At 70.0% G+C, this 15151-nt stretch carries 15 protein-coding genes; 11 read left to right on the forward strand and 4 right to left on the reverse strand.

Going from position 1 to position 15151, the window contains the following annotated elements; all coding sequences use genetic code 11:
- Positions 1-281 precede the first annotated feature (281 nt).
- The 4 genes from LRM40_RS18485 to LRM40_RS18500 all read right to left on the reverse strand — a co-directional run bounded on the left by LRM40_RS18485 (position 282) and on the right by LRM40_RS18500 (position 5367).
- On the reverse strand, positions 282-659 hold the full coding sequence (locus LRM40_RS18485) for a cupin domain-containing protein (RefSeq protein ID WP_151124352.1): 378 nt from the start codon (positions 657-659) through the stop codon (positions 282-284).
- Positions 660-696: 37 nt separating this feature from the next.
- Entirely contained in the window at positions 697-2790 is a 2094-nt protein-coding gene (locus LRM40_RS18490) for an oxidoreductase (protein WP_151124353.1), read from the reverse strand.
- 3 nt (positions 2791-2793) lie between these two features.
- Complete coding sequence (locus tag LRM40_RS18495; protein ID WP_151124354.1) at positions 2794-4284, reverse strand: aldehyde dehydrogenase; 1491 nt, start codon at positions 4282-4284, stop codon at positions 2794-2796.
- Positions 4285-4401: 117 nt separating this feature from the next.
- Positions 4402-5367, reverse strand: a complete 966-nt coding sequence (locus LRM40_RS18500) for a LysR substrate-binding domain-containing protein (protein WP_022982290.1) — start codon at positions 5365-5367, stop codon at positions 4402-4404.
- Between the two features lie 374 nt (positions 5368-5741).
- Between LRM40_RS18500 and LRM40_RS18505 the strand changes: the two genes are divergently transcribed.
- From LRM40_RS18505 to acuI, 11 genes are all read left to right on the forward strand, one after another.
- Positions 5742-6635: a TorF family putative porin gene (locus LRM40_RS18505; protein ID WP_151124355.1), complete on the forward strand. Its 894-nt coding sequence runs from the start codon at positions 5742-5744 to the stop codon at positions 6633-6635.
- Between the two features lie 62 nt (positions 6636-6697).
- Positions 6698-7690, forward strand: a complete 993-nt coding sequence (locus LRM40_RS18510) for an ABC transporter substrate-binding protein (protein WP_151124356.1) — start codon at positions 6698-6700, stop codon at positions 7688-7690.
- Positions 7691-7701: 11 nt separating this feature from the next.
- Positions 7702-8505, forward strand: a complete 804-nt coding sequence (locus LRM40_RS18515; RefSeq protein ID WP_151124357.1) for an ABC transporter permease — start codon at positions 7702-7704, stop codon at positions 8503-8505.
- A complete protein-coding gene (locus LRM40_RS18520) occupies positions 8493-9296 on the forward strand; it encodes an ABC transporter ATP-binding protein (protein ID WP_151124358.1) in 804 nt (267 codons plus the stop codon). Before LRM40_RS18515 ends, LRM40_RS18520 begins: the two co-directional genes overlap by 13 nt.
- Positions 9297-9309: 13 nt before the next feature.
- A complete protein-coding gene (locus LRM40_RS18525; RefSeq protein ID WP_151124359.1) occupies positions 9310-10923 on the forward strand; it encodes a GMC family oxidoreductase in 1614 nt (537 codons plus the stop codon).
- Positions 10924-10992: 69 nt separating this feature from the next.
- Entirely contained in the window at positions 10993-11397 is a 405-nt protein-coding gene (panD, locus tag LRM40_RS18530; RefSeq protein WP_151124360.1) for an aspartate 1-decarboxylase, read from the forward strand.
- Positions 11398-11618: 221 nt separating this feature from the next.
- A complete protein-coding gene (locus tag LRM40_RS18535) occupies positions 11619-11963 on the forward strand; it encodes a hypothetical protein (protein WP_231067901.1) in 345 nt (114 codons plus the stop codon).
- Between the two features lie 90 nt (positions 11964-12053).
- The gene (locus LRM40_RS18540; protein ID WP_151124362.1) at positions 12054-12839 is read left to right on the forward strand and encodes an SDR family oxidoreductase; all 786 of its coding nucleotides are present in this window, start codon (positions 12054-12056) and stop codon (positions 12837-12839) included.
- Between the two features lie 88 nt (positions 12840-12927).
- Positions 12928-13371, forward strand: coding sequence for a VOC family protein (locus LRM40_RS18545; RefSeq protein WP_151124363.1), 444 nt, complete (start codon positions 12928-12930; stop codon positions 13369-13371).
- A gap of 84 nt (positions 13372-13455) precedes the next feature.
- Positions 13456-14106: an acrylate utilization transcriptional regulator AcuR gene (gene acuR, locus LRM40_RS18550; RefSeq protein WP_151124364.1), complete on the forward strand. Its 651-nt coding sequence runs from the start codon at positions 13456-13458 to the stop codon at positions 14104-14106.
- A gap of 48 nt (positions 14107-14154) precedes the next feature.
- Positions 14155-15144 carry an acrylyl-CoA reductase (NADPH) gene (gene acuI / locus LRM40_RS18555; RefSeq protein ID WP_151124365.1) on the forward strand — a complete coding sequence of 330 codons (990 nt, stop codon included), beginning with the start codon at positions 14155-14157 and terminating at the stop codon, positions 15142-15144.
- Positions 15145-15151 lie beyond the last annotated feature (7 nt).

The raw sequence follows: 15151 nt of genomic DNA on the forward strand, positions 1-15151 counted from the left end.
CTACTCCAGCGTCGGGCGCGTGCTTCTGCTTCTCCGCGCGTGGCGGGTGTGTGGCTTCCGCCAATGCTCATCTGTGCACATAGATGTTCACCAAATGGGGTGTTCCGAGAACATCTATGTGTACGCCGAGAGCACCTCGGGCACTCCAGCCCAGCCTCCCCCAAAGGAAGACAAGGGCGCCTTGGAGCTGGACGTGGGCGAAGCCGTGGCGCTGGGCCGGGGACGCGCGAACGCGGCGGCCGGCGCCCGATTGAAGGCCGCAGCCAACAGGGCCAGTCGCCTCAAGCCGCCTTTGCCCCCGGACTCACCGCCAAATAACTCTTCCTCACCCCCTCCGACCGGATGTCCCAGACGATGGTGCTGCCGGCGGCGATGATCCAGCTGTCGCCGGGGCCGTAGACGACGGTGCGGCCGTTGTCCTCGTCGGTCAGGGCCAGTTGGCCGTCCAGCAGGGTGGCGTGTTCGTCGAAGGGGTAGGTGACGCGGTAGCGGCCGCGGGTGGCGGCGTACAGGCCGCCGGAGACGGGCGAGTCGAGCGTGCCGAAGAGGATCTTGCCGGCCACGCGCGGGGCCGGGCCCAGGCTCTGGGCGCCGATGTCCTCGGGCGTGCCCCAGTCGTCCAGGGGCACGCGGTCCATGTCGAGCTTGAAGGGGATCATGGGCTGAAACTTTCTCTGTGTGGAGGTCAGGCGTGGGTCACGCCGGTGGGGCGGCGGTCCACGGCACCAGCTGGGCCACTTCGCGCAGGAAGGGCACGCTGTCGCCGGTGTCTTCGGGGCCGTCCAGCCCGCGGGCGTATTTGTGGCCGGCGTACACGGCCGCGGCGATGGGTGCGGGGGCGTTGGCGTCGCCAATCAGCGTGACGCTGCGCAGGCCGGCCTCGGCCCAGTGGGCCTGCTGGGCCAGCAGGCCGTGGTACAGGGCGTCGTGGGGCAGCTTGGCGGTCACCAGCACGGTGGCGGTGCAGGGCAGCCGCTCTTCGTCACCCGTGAACACGCAGGCCAGCTGCGCGCCTTCGGGGTCGATGCCCAGCAGGCCGCGGTGCGGGCGCAGGCGCACGCCCAGCTGCAGCAGGCGCTTCTGGATGCGGGCCTGTTCCAGCGTGGCGTGGGTCCAGTTGGAGACATCGGCCGCCGGGGTGGCCAGGGTGACCTCGTAGCCTTCCTTGGCCAGCAGCTCGGCCAGCACGCCGCCCATGTAGTAGTGGTCGTCGTCGTACAGCAGCACCTGGCGGCCTTGGGGGCGCCCGCCCTGCATCAGGTCGTCGGGCGTCAGCACCTCGGCGCCGGCCGCCACGGGCACCGGCAGGGTGGCCCAGCGGGCCACGCCGTCGCGCCGCCAGTGGGCGCCGGTGGCCACGGCCACGTGTTCAAAGCCGAAGCCCATCACGTCGTCGGCGCTCAGCGGGCTGTCCAGGCAGATCTGCACATTGGCCATCTGCTTGAGCCGGAAGACGCGGTAGTCGCGCACGCGGTTCCAGGCCGACAGGCCGGGCAGGCGCGATTCCAGACTGACCCGGCCGCCCAGCTCGCGCCCGGCCTCGGCCAGCATCACCTCGTAGCCGCGCTGGCCCAGGGCCAGGGTGGCCTCCAGGCCGGCGGGGCCGGCGCCAATCACCAGCACCTTGTCGTCCGAGCCCTTGGGGGCGATCTTCTCGGGGTGCCAGCCGCGCCGCCATTCTTCGCCCATGGTGGGGTTCTGGGTGCAGCGGATGGGCGACATGGTGAAGTCGCCCGAGACGCAGATGTTGCAGCCGATGCACTCGCGGATGTCCTCGATGCGGCCTTCTTCCACTTTGCGGGGCAGGAAGGGGTCGGCGATGGAGGGGCGGGCGGCGCCGATCATGTCCAGCACGCCCTGGCGCACCAGGCGCACCATCAGGTCGGGCGAGGTGAAGCGGCCCACGCCCACCACCGGCTTGGCCGTGAGCTTCTTGATGCCGGTGACGAAGGGCTCCTGGTAGCCCTCTTGTTCAAAGCGCGAGGTGGTGGAGTCGTTCTCCCAGCCGGCCAGGGTCACGTCCCACAGGTCGGGCAGGTCGCCGATCAGGCCGATCAGGTCGTGGGCCTCGTCGCGGTGCAGGCCCACCGGGCCCATCAGCTCGTCCAGGCTCATGCGGAAGACGACGCCGCACTGGTCGCCCACCACCTCGCGGGTGTCCTCGATCAGTTCGCGGATCAGGCGGGTGCGGTTTTCCAGGGAGCCGCCGTATTCGTCGCTGCGCTGGTTGAAGCGGCGCGACAGGAAGTGGTGCAGCGTGCCCAGGCCGTGGGCGGCGTAGACGTAGACGATGTCGAAGCCCGCGCGCTTGGCCCGCAGGGCGGCGGCCTTGTGCCAGCGCCGCAAGTTGGCGATGTCGCGCTTGTCCATGGCGCGGGCCTGGTAGGGGTCGTGGGTGAAGGTGGCCACCGGCAGGTGGCTCGGGCCCATCGGCACCTCGCGGGTGTAGAGGTTGGAGCCGTTCATGCCGTTGTAGGCCAGCTCGATGCCGGCCAGCGCGCCGTGGGCGTGGATGGCGTCCACCGTGCGCCGCAGCGCGGGGATGTCCTGGTCGTCCCAGATGCGCTGTTCGATGAAGGGCGTGATCTCCGAGGTGTGGTGGATCTCGGCCTGCTCGGTGCACACCACGCCCCAGCCGCCTTCGGCCTTGATGCCGCGCATGGTGGCGTGGGCGGTGGGGTCGCGGTAGCCCATGCCGTTGCACTGGGGCACCTGGTAGAAGCGGTTCTTGGCCGTCACCGGGCCGATGCGCACCGGCTCGAAGAGGATGTCGTAGCGGGGGTCTCTCATGGCTCAGCGGAACTGCATCCAGGTGGTCTTGAGTTCGGTGTACTTGTCGAAGGAATGCAGGGACAGGTCGCGGCCGAAGCCGGACTGGCGGCCGCCGCCGAAGGGCACGGTCACGTCCAGCGCGTCCACGGTGTTGACCGACACGGTGCCGGCCCGCAGGGCGCCGGCCACGCGGTGGGCGCGGTGCAGGTTGTCCGTCCACAGCGAGGCGGCCAAGCCGTAGATGGAGTCGTTGGCCAGGGCGATGGCCTGGTCTTCGGTGTCGAAGGGCATCACCGCCAGCACCGGGCCGAAGATCTCCTCCTGCCACAGCGGCTGCTGCGGGTCCACGCCGGCCAGCACGGTGGGGGTGACGAAGTTGTGGCTGCCGTTGATCTGCAGCTGCTGCCCGCCGGTGATGAGGGCCGCGCCCTGCGCCTGGGCGTGGGTGATGTGCTGCATCACGCGGGTGGTCTGGCGCTCGTCCACCAGGGCGCCCATGCGGGTGTCGGCCAGCAGCGGGTCGCCCGGCTGCCACAGGCGGCTCTGGGCCACCAGGCGCTCCAGGAAGTCGTCGTAGATGGCGCGTTCCACCAGCAGGCGCGAGTTGGCCGAGCACACCTCGCCCTGGTTGAAGAAGATGCCGAAGGCGGCCTTCTGCACCGCCAGGTCCAGGTCCGTGCAGTCGGCAAACACCAGGTTGGCGCTCTTGCCGCCGCACTCCAGCCACACCTGCTTCAGGTTGGACTGGGCGGAATAGGCCATGAAGTGCTTGCCCACCTCGGTGGAGCCGGTGAAGACCAGGCAGTCCACGCCGGGGTGCAGGCCCAGGGCGCGGCCGGTCACCTCGCCCAGGCCGGGCAGCACGTTCAGCACGCCGGGTGGCAGGCCGGCTTCCAGGGCCAGCTCGGCCAGGCGCAGCGCGGTGCCGGGGGATTGTTCGGCCGGTTTCAGGATGACCGAGTTGCCCGCCGCCAGCGCGGGGGCCAGCTTCCAGGCCGCCAGGTCCAGCGGGAAGTTCCAGGGCACCACCGCGGCCACCACGCCCAGGGCTTCGCGGGTGATGGTGGCCAGCACGCCCGGCGGCTGCGGGGCCACCTGGCCGTAGAGCTTGTCCACGCTCTCGGCGTACCAGCGGAACACGTGGGCGGCGCCGGGGATGTCCACCGCCAGGGCGTCCGCCACCGGCTTGCCCACGTCCAGTGATTCGAGCAGGGCCAACTCTTCCACATGCTCGAGCATGAGCTGCGACAGGCGCAGCAGCACCTGCTTGCGCTGGGCCGGCGCGCAGCGCGACCACACGCCCGAATCGAAGCTGCGCCGCGCGGTGCGCACGGCCTGTTCCACATCGGCCTCGCCGCAGGCGGCCACCTGGCCCAGCAGGCGGCCGGTGGCCGGGTCGTGCGAGGCATAGGTCTGGCCCGACAGGGCCGGGGCGAAGCGGCCGTCGATGCAGGCCTCGGTCAGGTAGCGCTGCCGCAGGGCGCGGGCATGCCAGTCCAGTGGGGTGTCCAAAGCAGGGTCTCCTTGCACCAGGGTTCACGGGGGATCGTGCCCCAAGGGCGTGGCGCCGCCAAGCAGCAAGAAACTGCCTGTGCCATAGAAAAAAGCTGGGCGGGGGCCCAGCTTTGTTCAGGCCGCCTGGCGCACCTGGCTCAGGTCCGTCACCTTGGGCGGCAGGGCGTGGGCGGCGTCCAGCTGGCCCAGCATCTCCTTGCAGTGCTCCACGAAGAGGCGGGCCGGCTTGGTCAGCGGCGAGCGGGCCAGCCAGGTGGCGGCCAGTTGCGAGCCGCTGACCTGCTCGCGCAGCGGGCGGCACACCAGGCGGCGGCCGTCGTAGCTGGCGTCCTCACGCGGGCGGGTCACCAGCAGCGAGAAGCCGAAGCCCTGGCCCACCATGCCGCGCACCATCTCCAGCGAGGGCGAGCTGAACACCACGTTGGGCGAGAGCCCGTGCTCCTCGAAGACCTTGATGAAGTAGGTGCGGCTGGGCTGCACGTCCAGGTGGATCATGGGTTCGTGCACCAGCTGGTGCAGCGAGACATCGGCCTGCTCGGCCAGCGGGTGGCCTTCGGGCAGCAGCACATAGGGGCTGCTGGGGCGCATCAGGGGCTCCACCTCCAGCGTGCTGTCCAGGTCATGGCGGAACAGGATGGCCAGGTCGAAGCGGCCGTTGGTCAGGCCGTGCACCAGTTCGTGCTGCTCGCCGTCGCGCAGGCGGATGCTGACGCCGGGAAAGCGCTCCTGGAAGGTCTTGAGCAGGGTGGGCATGTACAGCGGCGCCACCGTCTCGAAGCAGCCGATGTTGATCTGGCCGCCGGTCAGTTCGTTGTCGGCCATGGCGTTCTGCTCGAAGGCGTGGGCCGATTGCAGCAGGGCCTGGGCTTTTTCATAGAAGCGCTGGCCGGCCTGGGTGAGGTACATGCCCTGGGCGTGCTGGCGGATGAAGAGCTGCACGTTGAAGGATTCCTCCAGCCCCTTGATGGCCGCCGAGATGGAGGGCTGGGCGATGAAGAGCTGGCGCGAAGCCTCGGCCACGGTGCCGCACTTGACCGTGGTCACGAAGTACTTGAGCTGCCGCAGGGTGTAGTTGGCCATCGCAAATTCCTTGAAAACGTCGGGGCTCAAGCAGCAATATCCATGCACGGATTTGAGCCCCGTCAGCCCCGGCAGGGGAAGCGGGGTCTCTCCCGACCCAGGACTTTTTGAGGGTCAAACGATATTTCTCCGAATCAGGCCCCCAAGCCTGGTGCGCGCGGCCTGCGCCAGGGCCGTGAGCGAGGGGACGGCGCGGGTCTGTCCCGCCTGCGGCGCCGGGCCTGCACCACGGTTTGCCAGTCGCCGCACTGAGATGGGGCGCACTCGCCAAAGCGAGTTTTTTGCTCGCATCGGCTCACAAATTTCGTGCTTTCGCGACCCGGGGCCGCACGCAACCATCACGGCCAGTCAACCAAGCTGAACTGGAGAAGTCGATGAAGCAAGTGGGTGCTGGCCGCAAGTTGCGCGGTGCGGGTGTGGTGGTGTTGTCGCTGGCCGCGGCGGCGGGTTGGAGCGGTGCTGCCCAGGCGGGTGATCTGACGGGCCACATCGATCTGGTGTCGCGCTACTACCTGCGCGGCCAGACGAGCACCTACGGCAACAGCACGCCCCTGGGCAACGCCGGGGCCGATGCGCCCGAATCCGACCATGTCACCCCGCAATGGGGGGCCGACTACAGCCACGAGAGCGGCTTCTACGCCGGCTACTGGGGCTCGACCATCAACTACTCCTACCGCCAACTGGGCGATTCGTACCGCAACCGGACGATCACCGACTTCCAGAAGAACAAGTCGATCGAGAACGACCTGTACGCCGGCTACAACGGCACGCTGGGCGACTGGGGCTACTCGGCCGGCCTGACCTACTACGTCTATGTCAATGGCACCGATTCCGATGCCGCCGAGAGCAAGCTGGCCCTGAGCTACGGCCCGGTCACGCTGAGCGCCCAGACCCTGCTGCAGGACGTGGTGTGGGGCAACAAGGGCGACACCTACTGGACCGCGGTCTACACCCGCGCGCTGCCCTACCAGCTCTCGTTCACCGCCACGCTGGGCTTCTACACCTACCGCAAGCAAGGCAAGTACAACGGCACCGAGGACACGCTCAGCGGCACCGCCTGCGGCGCGGGCGAGGCCTTCATCGTCAACGGCTGCTACGCCGGCAAGACCCCGGTGGGCAGCGCGTTTCGGCACCTCACCCTGGGCCTGACCCAGCCCATCGCCGACACCGGCCTGACCTGGGGCGCCCAGTTCATCGTGGGCGGGCGCAACCGTTTCGATGTGAAGCAGGACAACCGCGCGGTCGTCTCGCTCAGCTACGGCTTCTGAGCCCCGGCCCCTCCCGACTTCTTCTTCCGATCCCTTCCTTCTCATTGCAGGAGTGCATCACCATGACCCGTTTCCTCCGTCACGCCCTGTCCCGTCTGGCCCTGGCCGTGGGCGCCAGCGCCGCGCTGCTGGGCGCCGCCCAGGCCGGCACGCTGTCCATCGGCCACACCACCTGGGTGGGCTACGGCCCGCTGTTCGTCGCCCGTGACCTGGGCTACTTCAAGCAGGCCGGCCTGGACGTGCAGCTGACCACCATCGAGGAGTCCTCGCTCTACATGGCGGCCATGGCCTCGGGCAAGCTCACCGGCACGGCCTCCACCATCGACGAGATCCTGAAGTACCGCAGCCCGCAGTTCTGCTTCCGCTCGGTGCTGGCGCTGGACGAGAGCGCGGGCGGCGACGGCGTGGTCACCGCCAACGGCATCAACAGCATCAAGGACCTCAAGGGCAAGGCCGTGGCGGTGAACGAGGGCTCGGTGTCCATGTTCTGGCTGTCCTACCTGCTCAAGCAGGCCGGCCTGGGCGTCAAGGACATCGAGGTCAAGAACATGACCGCCGACGACGCGGCCTCGGCCTTCATGGCCGGGCGCGTGCCCGCCGCCGTGACCTGGGAGCCCAACCTCACCATGGTCAAGCAGAAGAAGGCCGGCCAGGTGCTGGTGGACAGCCGCAAGACGCCGGGCGTGATCGTGGACGTGGTGGCCCTGCGCTGCGACGTGATCGACAAGCAGCCCGCCGACGTGAAGGCGCTGGTGGAGGGCGTGAACAAGGCCGTGGCCTACATGAAGGCCCACCCGGCCGAATCGGCCAAGATCATCGCCAAGGGCGTGGGCGGCTACCTGTCCAAGCCGGAGGACGTGAGCGAGGCGCTCAAGGGCGTGCGCTTCTACGACACCGCTGGCAGCGTGGGCCTGATGGGCCAGCCCGGCAAGCCCGGTCCGCTCAAGGACGTGGTCTCGCTGGCCAACGAGACCTGGAGCGTCATCCAGGGCAAGAAGTTCAGCGTGGGCTATGACGACCTGGTCGATACCCGCTTCCTGAAGCCGGCGCACTGAGGAGGACGGCGATGTCGAGTGAAAGCCGATGGCTGCAGCGCTGCCTGACGCCCAAGGCTGCGCTGCCCCGGCAGCTGGTGCTGGGCGCGGCCGCCCTGAGCTGGCTGCTGATGCTGGGGGCCTGGTGCGCGTTGTCCTACGGCGGACTGGTGCCGGCCATGTTCCTGCCCACGCCGGTGGACGTGGTGGCGGCGGGCTGGCGCCTGGCCGAGGACGGCACCCTGCTGGAACACATCGGCGCCAGTGTGGAGGTGGTGCTGGTCGGCTTCGCGGTCTCGTCCGCGCTGGCCATCCCGCTGGGGCTGTTCATGGGCTCCTTCCGCCTCGTGCAGGCCCTGCTGGATCCGCCGGTCAACTTCATCCGCTACCTGCCGGTCACCTCCTTCGTGCCGCTGTTCATCCTGTGGATCGGCATCGGCCTGGAGCAGCGGGTGGCGGTGATCATCTTCGGCGTGTTCTTCCAGCAGCTGGTGATGGTCTCGGACGTGTGCCGAGGGGTCAGCAAGGACCTGGTCAACGCCAGCTACACCCTGGGCTGCAAGCGCCGCGACGTGCTGCTGCATGTGTTGGGCCCGGCCTCGCTGCCGGGCGTGCTGGACACCCTGCGGGTGACCATCGGCTGGGCCTGGACCTACCTGGTGGTGGCCGAGCTGGTGGCCGCCTCCAGCGGCCTGGGCTATATCAGCCTGAAGGCCATGCGCGGCCTGCAGGTGGACGTGATCTTTCTGGCCATTGCGGTGATCGGCCTCTTGGGCCTGCTCACCGACCAGGTCTTCCGAATTCTCAGAATGAAGGTGTGCGCATGGGCGCAGTGAATCTCGAAACGGCGCCAGCGCGCCTGCAGGTGCGCAACGTCAGCCTGCGCTACCCCACGCCCACCGGCGGCACCTTCGTGGCGCTGGACAAGGTCTCGCTGGAGGTGCCGGACCAGCAGTTCGCCGTCATCGTCGGCCCCTCGGGCTGCGGCAAGTCCAGCCTGCTGTACCTGACCGCCGGCCTGAACGAGCCGACCGAGGGTGAGATCGTCGTCAGCGGCCAGCGCGTCACCGAGCCCGGGCCGGACCGCGGCATGGTCTTCCAGGGCTACACCCTGTTCCCCTGGCTGACGGTGCGGCAGAACATCGAGTTCGGCCTGAAGCGCCGCGGCATGCCGCCGGCCCAGCGCCAGGAAGTGGTGGACCACTACCTGGACGAGGTGCGGCTGCGGCCCTTTGCCGACAACTTCCCCAAGCAGCTCTCGGGCGGGATGATGCAGCGCGTGGCCATTGCCCGCGCCCTGGCCAACGACCCGCAGATCCTGCTGATGGACGAGCCCTTTGGCGCACTGGACAGCCAGACCCGCCACCAGATGCAGCGCCTGCTGCTGCGGGTGTGGGAGCACGCCAAGAAGACGGTGGTCTTCGTGACCCACGACATCGACGAGGCCATCCTGCTGGGCGACCGCGTCTATGTGATGGGCGCGCGGCCCGGCCGCATCCGCCAGATCATCGACGTGCCGCTGGCCCGCCCGCGGCCCGAGGACGTGGAGCTGGCGCCGGAGTTCATCGCGCTCAAGCGGCAGATCGTGGACCTGCTGCACGACGACCTGCACCGCATCGACCCCTGAGGTGAGCCCCGCCATGAACGAGAGCTACGACTACATCGTGGTGGGCGCGGGCTCGGCCGGCAGCGTGCTGGCCCGCCGCCTGAGCGACGACCCCGCTGTGCGCGTCTGCCTGATCGAGGCCGGTGGCAGCGACGCCAGCCCGCGGGTGCAGGTGCCCGCCGGCACCATCACCCTCTACAAGAGCCGGCGCTTCAGCTGGAACTACGAGTCGGCCCCGCAGACGCGGCTGAACGGCCGCCGCCTGCATTGCCCGCGCGGCAAGGCGCTGGGCGGCTCCGCGTCGATGAACAGCATGATCTACATCCGGGGCTTCGCTTCGGATTACGAGCGCTGGGCCGCGGCCGGCTGCGCCGGCTGGGGCTGGCAGGACGTGCTGCCCTACTTCCGCCGCTCCGAAGGCAACCGCCTGGGCCAGGACCCGGCCCTGCATGGCCAGGACGGCCCGCTGTGGGTGGACCGCCCGCGCGACCCCAACCCGGTCTCGCGCTGGTTCGTGGAGGCCGGCCGCCGCCTGGGTCTGCCGGTCAACACCGACTTCAACGGCCCCTCGGCCCTGGGCGTGGGTGTCTACGACCTGACCCAGCGCGACGGCCAGCGCCTGTCCAGCTACCGCGCCTTTGTGGCGCCGGTGCGCGACCGGGCCAACCTGACCGTGCTGACCGATGTCGAGGTGGACCAGCTGTGGATGGACGGCACCACCGTGAAGGGCGTGCAGCTGCAGGCCCCCGAGGGTGGCGCGGCCCGCCGCCTGCAGGCCCAGCGGGAGGTCATCCTCTGCGCGGGCGCCATCGGCTCGCCACACCTGCTGCTGCGCTCGGGCATCGGCCCGCGCGCCCAGCTGGAGGCCGCGGGCGTGCCGGTGCGGGTGGACCTGCCCGGCGTGGGCCAGAACCTGCAGGACCACCTGGATGGGCTGGTGACCGTGCGCTCGCGCTCGCCGCTGACGCTGGGCTTCTCGCTGGGCTCGGCCTGGCAGGTGCTGAGCGCGCCGCTGCGCTATCTGTTCAACCGCAAGGGCTGGCTGAGCACCAACTACGTGGAGGCCGGCGGCTTTGCCCGCACGCCGCTGAGCGACGGCGAGCCCGATGTGCAGTTCCACTTCGTGCCGGGCTACCGCAGCCACCGCGGCCGCCTGTTCGAGTGGGGCCACGGCTACGCCATCCACACCTGCGTGCTGCGCCCGCGCAGCCGGGGCGAACTGCGGCTGGACGCCCAGGGCCGGCTGGCGCTGGACTACAACTTCCTGTCCGACCCGCAGGACGCGCGGGTGCTGATCGAAGGCATGCGGCTGGCCCGCAAGATCCTGGCCGACCCGGTGTTCGACGGCATCCGCGGCCCGGAGATGCTGCCCGGCCCCCAGGTGCAGAGCGACGAGGACTTTCTGGCCAATGTGCGGGCCCACGCGGCCACGGTGTTCCACCCCGCGGGCACCTGCAAGATGGGCGTGGACCCGATGGCCGTGGTGGCGCCCGACCTGCGGGTGCATGGCGTGCGCGGCCTGCGCGTGGCGGATGCCTCCATCATGCCGGTGCTGGTCAGCGGCAACACCAACGCGCCCTGCATCATGATCGGCGAGAAGGCGGCGGACCTGATCCACGCGGCCTGGGGACGTGCGGCCACGGCGTGAGCGATCCGGGCCTGGCGTGGCCAGAACGGGGACAATGCCGGATTCCCGTTCTGCCGAAGCCACCCGCCCATGTTCCGAACCCTGCTCAAGTCCAAGATCCACCGCGCCATCGTCACCCACTGCGAGCTGCACTACGAGGGCTCCTGCGGCATCCCCGAAGACCTGCTGGAGGCGGCCAACCTCTGCGAAAACGAGCAGATCCACATCTGGAACGTCAACAACGGAGAGCGTTTCGTCACCTACGCGATCAAGGCGCCTCGCGGCAGCGGCATCATCTCGCTCAATGGCTCGGCGGCCCGCCGCGCCTCGGTGGGCGATGTGGTCATCATCGCGGCCTTCGCCCAGGTGCACGAAGACCAGATCGGCCAGCACCAGCCGCGGCTGGTCTTCATGGACGAGCAGAACCGCATGAAGGAGCTGCGCGCCGAGGCCCAGAACCCGCCCCAGGTCTCGCCCTGGCCGGACCGCGCCTGACCGTCAGCTGAAAGCTAGCGGGGATTCAGGCCCCCCACGGTGGCCTTGAATGGCCCGCTGCTTGGGTAGCATCGCGGGGCGGCGGCCACCCGGGGAGGGTGGCGCCGATCCAAAAAGGGGTTGCTGCTGTGTCCTGCACTGTCTGTCGGGCCGACGCGCCACCGGCGCCATCAGCGTCGGAGCCTGCCCGTGGGGCGGCCCGCGGGTGGCTGCTGGGCGTCTTGGCTGCGATGGGCCTGTTGGTGCTGGCGGGCTGCAGCCATGCCCCCGCCGAGCAGCTGGAGCTGGCCGAGGCCATCGCCCAGCAGAGCGTGGACGAGGCCGATGTGGACCTCGACCCCGCGCATTCGCAGATCCTCGACCGCGAGGATGCGATGTTCGAGTACCACGTCTGTGCGCTGGGCAGCTTCACGCCTTCCGGTCCCGGCGCGCCCTGGAAGCAGCGGCTCATCGTCACGGTCGACTGGGTCACCGAGACCGGCAGCACCCGCTTCGACGACGGCCGCACGCCGCAGGAGCGCCAGGCCTTCGAACGCGAGTGGCGCGCGCGCTGCGGCGCCGGCTGAGCCCTTCGCCGCACAAGGGCGGCCCGATCTTCGTAAGCTGCGCGCACGGGGCATCCGCACGGTGCGGGCCCGATGCGCGGAGAGGTGAACATGGACCTGGGTTTGACGGGCAAACGGGCGCTGGTGCTGAGCGCCGGCAGCGGGCTGGGGCGGGCCATCGCCCTGGCGCTGGCACGCGAGGGCGCCACGGTCTGCGTGGCCAACCGCAGCGCCGCGCCGGTGGAAGAGACGGTCGCGATGATCCGGGCCGCGGGCGGCCAGGCCCATGCCTTCCACTGGGACCTGGCCGAGGAGGCGCAGTGGCGCGCGGGCGTGCAGGCCGTGCTGGACCGCGTGGGCGGCATCGACATCCTGGTCAACAACACCGGCGGCCCGGCGCCTGGGCCGGCCGATGGCCAGGCCCCGGAGGTCTGGCGCCGGGCCTTCGAGGCCATGGTGCTGTCGGTCTTCGGCATCACCGACCTGCTGTTACCGGGCATGCGTGAACGCGGCTGGGGCCGCATCATCACCAGCACCTCCTCGGGCGTCATCACGCCCATCCCCAACCTGGGGCTGTCCAACAGCCTGCGGGCCGCGCTGCACGGCTGGTCCAAGACGCTGGCGCGCGACGTGGCCGCCCAGGGCATCACCGTCAACGTGGTGGTGCCCGGGCGCATCGCCACCGCCCGCACTGCCTTCCTGGATGGAGCGAAGGCCCATCGCGAGGGGCGCGATGCCGCCAGCGTGGAGGCGGAGGCCGCCGCCGCCATCCCGATGGGCCGCTACGGCCGGCCGGAGGAATACGGCGATGCGGTGGCCTTTCTGGCCAGCGAGCGGGCGGCCTACATCACCGGCACCACGCTGCGGGTGGACGGCGGGCTGATCCCCAGCGTCTGACAGGCGCCCCCCCGACCCGGGAAACCCTGCCGGGGCCGGGGACACGGGAATGGCTAGCATCGGACCGGCACAGCCAAGGAGCCGCCGCATGCACGCCATCACCACCAACCCGGGGCCGATGTCGCCCTTCCACCTGGCCTTTCCCGTGCGGGACCTGGCCGAGGCCCGCGCCTTCTACGGCGAGCTGCTGGGCTGCCCCGAGGGGCGCAGCTCGCCCGAGTGGGTGGACTTCAACTTCTACGGCCACCAGATCGTGGCCCACCTGGCCCCGGGCGAGACCGGCGACGTCTCGCGCAACGCGGTGGACGGCCACGGCGTGCCGGTGCGCCACTTTGGCATCGTGCTGCCCATGGCCGACTGGCAGGCCCTGGCCGATCGCCTGACCGCCCGCGGCACGGCCTTCGTGATCGAGCCCTACATCCGCTTCAAGGGCGAGCCCGGCGAACAGGCCACGATGTTCTTCCTGGACCCGAGCGGCAACGCCCTGGAGTTCAAGGCCTTCTCGGACATCACCCGCTTGTTCGCCAAGTGACACCCCCAGGCGCCCGCCGGGAGGCGGCTGCCTGGCCAGCACTTCATTTGCTAATTTAGACCAATCGGTCTATATAATGGGCGCATGTCTTCGAACACCGTGCCCCCACCGCCGCGCCGACGGGGGCGGCCGCCCAAGGGCCGCGACGAAAGCCAGCCCGACACCCGGACGCTGCTGATCCGCACCGGCGTCGCCGTGCTGACGGAGAAGGGCTATTCCGCCGTGGGGCTGGACGAAGTCCTGCGCCTGGCGCAGGTGCCCAAAGGGTCCTTCTATCACTGCTTCGACAGCAAGGAGGCCTTCGGCCAGGCGCTGATCGAGGCCTATGCCGCCTACTTCGCGGCCAAGCTGAACCGCTGCTTCGACGATGCGACGCGGCCTCCTCTGCAGCGTCTGCAGCATTTCGTGGCCGAGGCCCAGGCCGGCATGGCACGGCATGGCTTTCGCCGGGGTTGTCTGGTGGGCAACCTGGGGCAGGAGATGGGCGCCCTGCCCGAGTCCTTCCGGCAGCAGCTGGGCGAGGTGTTCCAGGATTGGCAGGCCCGCACCGCCGCCTGTCTGGCCGCGGCGCAGCAGGCGGGCGAGGTGTCCTCGCGCTGGGACAGTGCCTGGCTGGCCGAATTCTTCTGGATCGGCTGGGAGGGCGCGGTGCTGCGGGCCAAGCTGGAGCGTTCGGCCCAGCCGCTGCAGGCCTTTGCCGAAGGCTTCTTCGCCTTGCTGCGCAGCACGCCCTGAAGCCCGCCAGGCGCTTTCTTCTTCCCCAACCACTCCATGAGGTGTTCCATGTTCCGAGGCGTGTTGATCGACAAGCACGAGGGCCAGCAGACGGCGGCCGTGCAGATGCTGGACGAAGCGTCCCTGCCCGAGGGGGAGGTGACCGTCCGCGTGGCCTATTCGACGCTGAACTACAAGGACGCCCTGGCCCTGACCGGCGCGTCGCCGGTGGTGCGTCGCTTTCCGATGGTGCCGGGCATCGACTTCGCCGGCACGGTGGTGAGCTCCAGCAACCCCGCCTTCCAGCCGGGGGATGCGGTGGTGTTGAACGGTTGGGGTGTGGGCGAGGTGCATTGGGGTGGCCTGGCCGAGCTGGCCCGGGTGCCGGCCAAGTGGCTGATCCCGTTGCCCCCGGCCTTCACGCCGCGGCAGGCCATGGGCATCGGCACCGCGGGCTACACCGCTGCCTTGTGCGTGCTGGCCCTGGCCCGCCAGGGCGTCCAGCCCGGCCAGGGGCCCATCGTGGTGACGGGCGCCAACGGGGGCGTGGGCAGCGTGGCCGTGGCCCTGCTGGCCCGGCGGGGCTATGAGGTCGCGGCGGTCACCGGCCGGCCCCAGGAGGCCGAGTTCCTGCGGGCGCTGGGCGCCAAGGAGATCATCGACCGCGCCGAGCTGTCCCAACCCGGCAAGCCCCTGGACAAGGAGCGCTGGGCTGGGGCCGTCGATGTGGCGGGCGGCCAGCTGCTGGCCAATGTGTGTGCCGCCATGCGCTACCGTGGCGTGGTCACCGCCTGCGGCCTGGCCGCGGGCATGGCCTGGCCGGCCACGGTGGCGCCTTTCATCCTGCGCGGCGTGAGCCTGTTGGGCATCGACAGCGTGATGGCGCCGCTGCCGGACCGCCTGGCGGCCTGGCAGTGCCTGGCCGAGGACCTGGACCCCGCGCTGCTGGAAAGCCTGCTGCGCGAGGTGACGCTGGACGAGGTCATCGCCCTGGCGCCGGAGCTGCTGGCCGGCCAGGTCCGCGGACGGCTGGTGGTGAGGGTGGGCGCGCCGGCCTGAGGTCCCG

Source organism: Ideonella dechloratans (assembly GCF_021049305.1).
GTDB classification, from domain to species: Bacteria; Pseudomonadota; Gammaproteobacteria; order Burkholderiales; family Burkholderiaceae_C; genus Ideonella; species Ideonella dechloratans.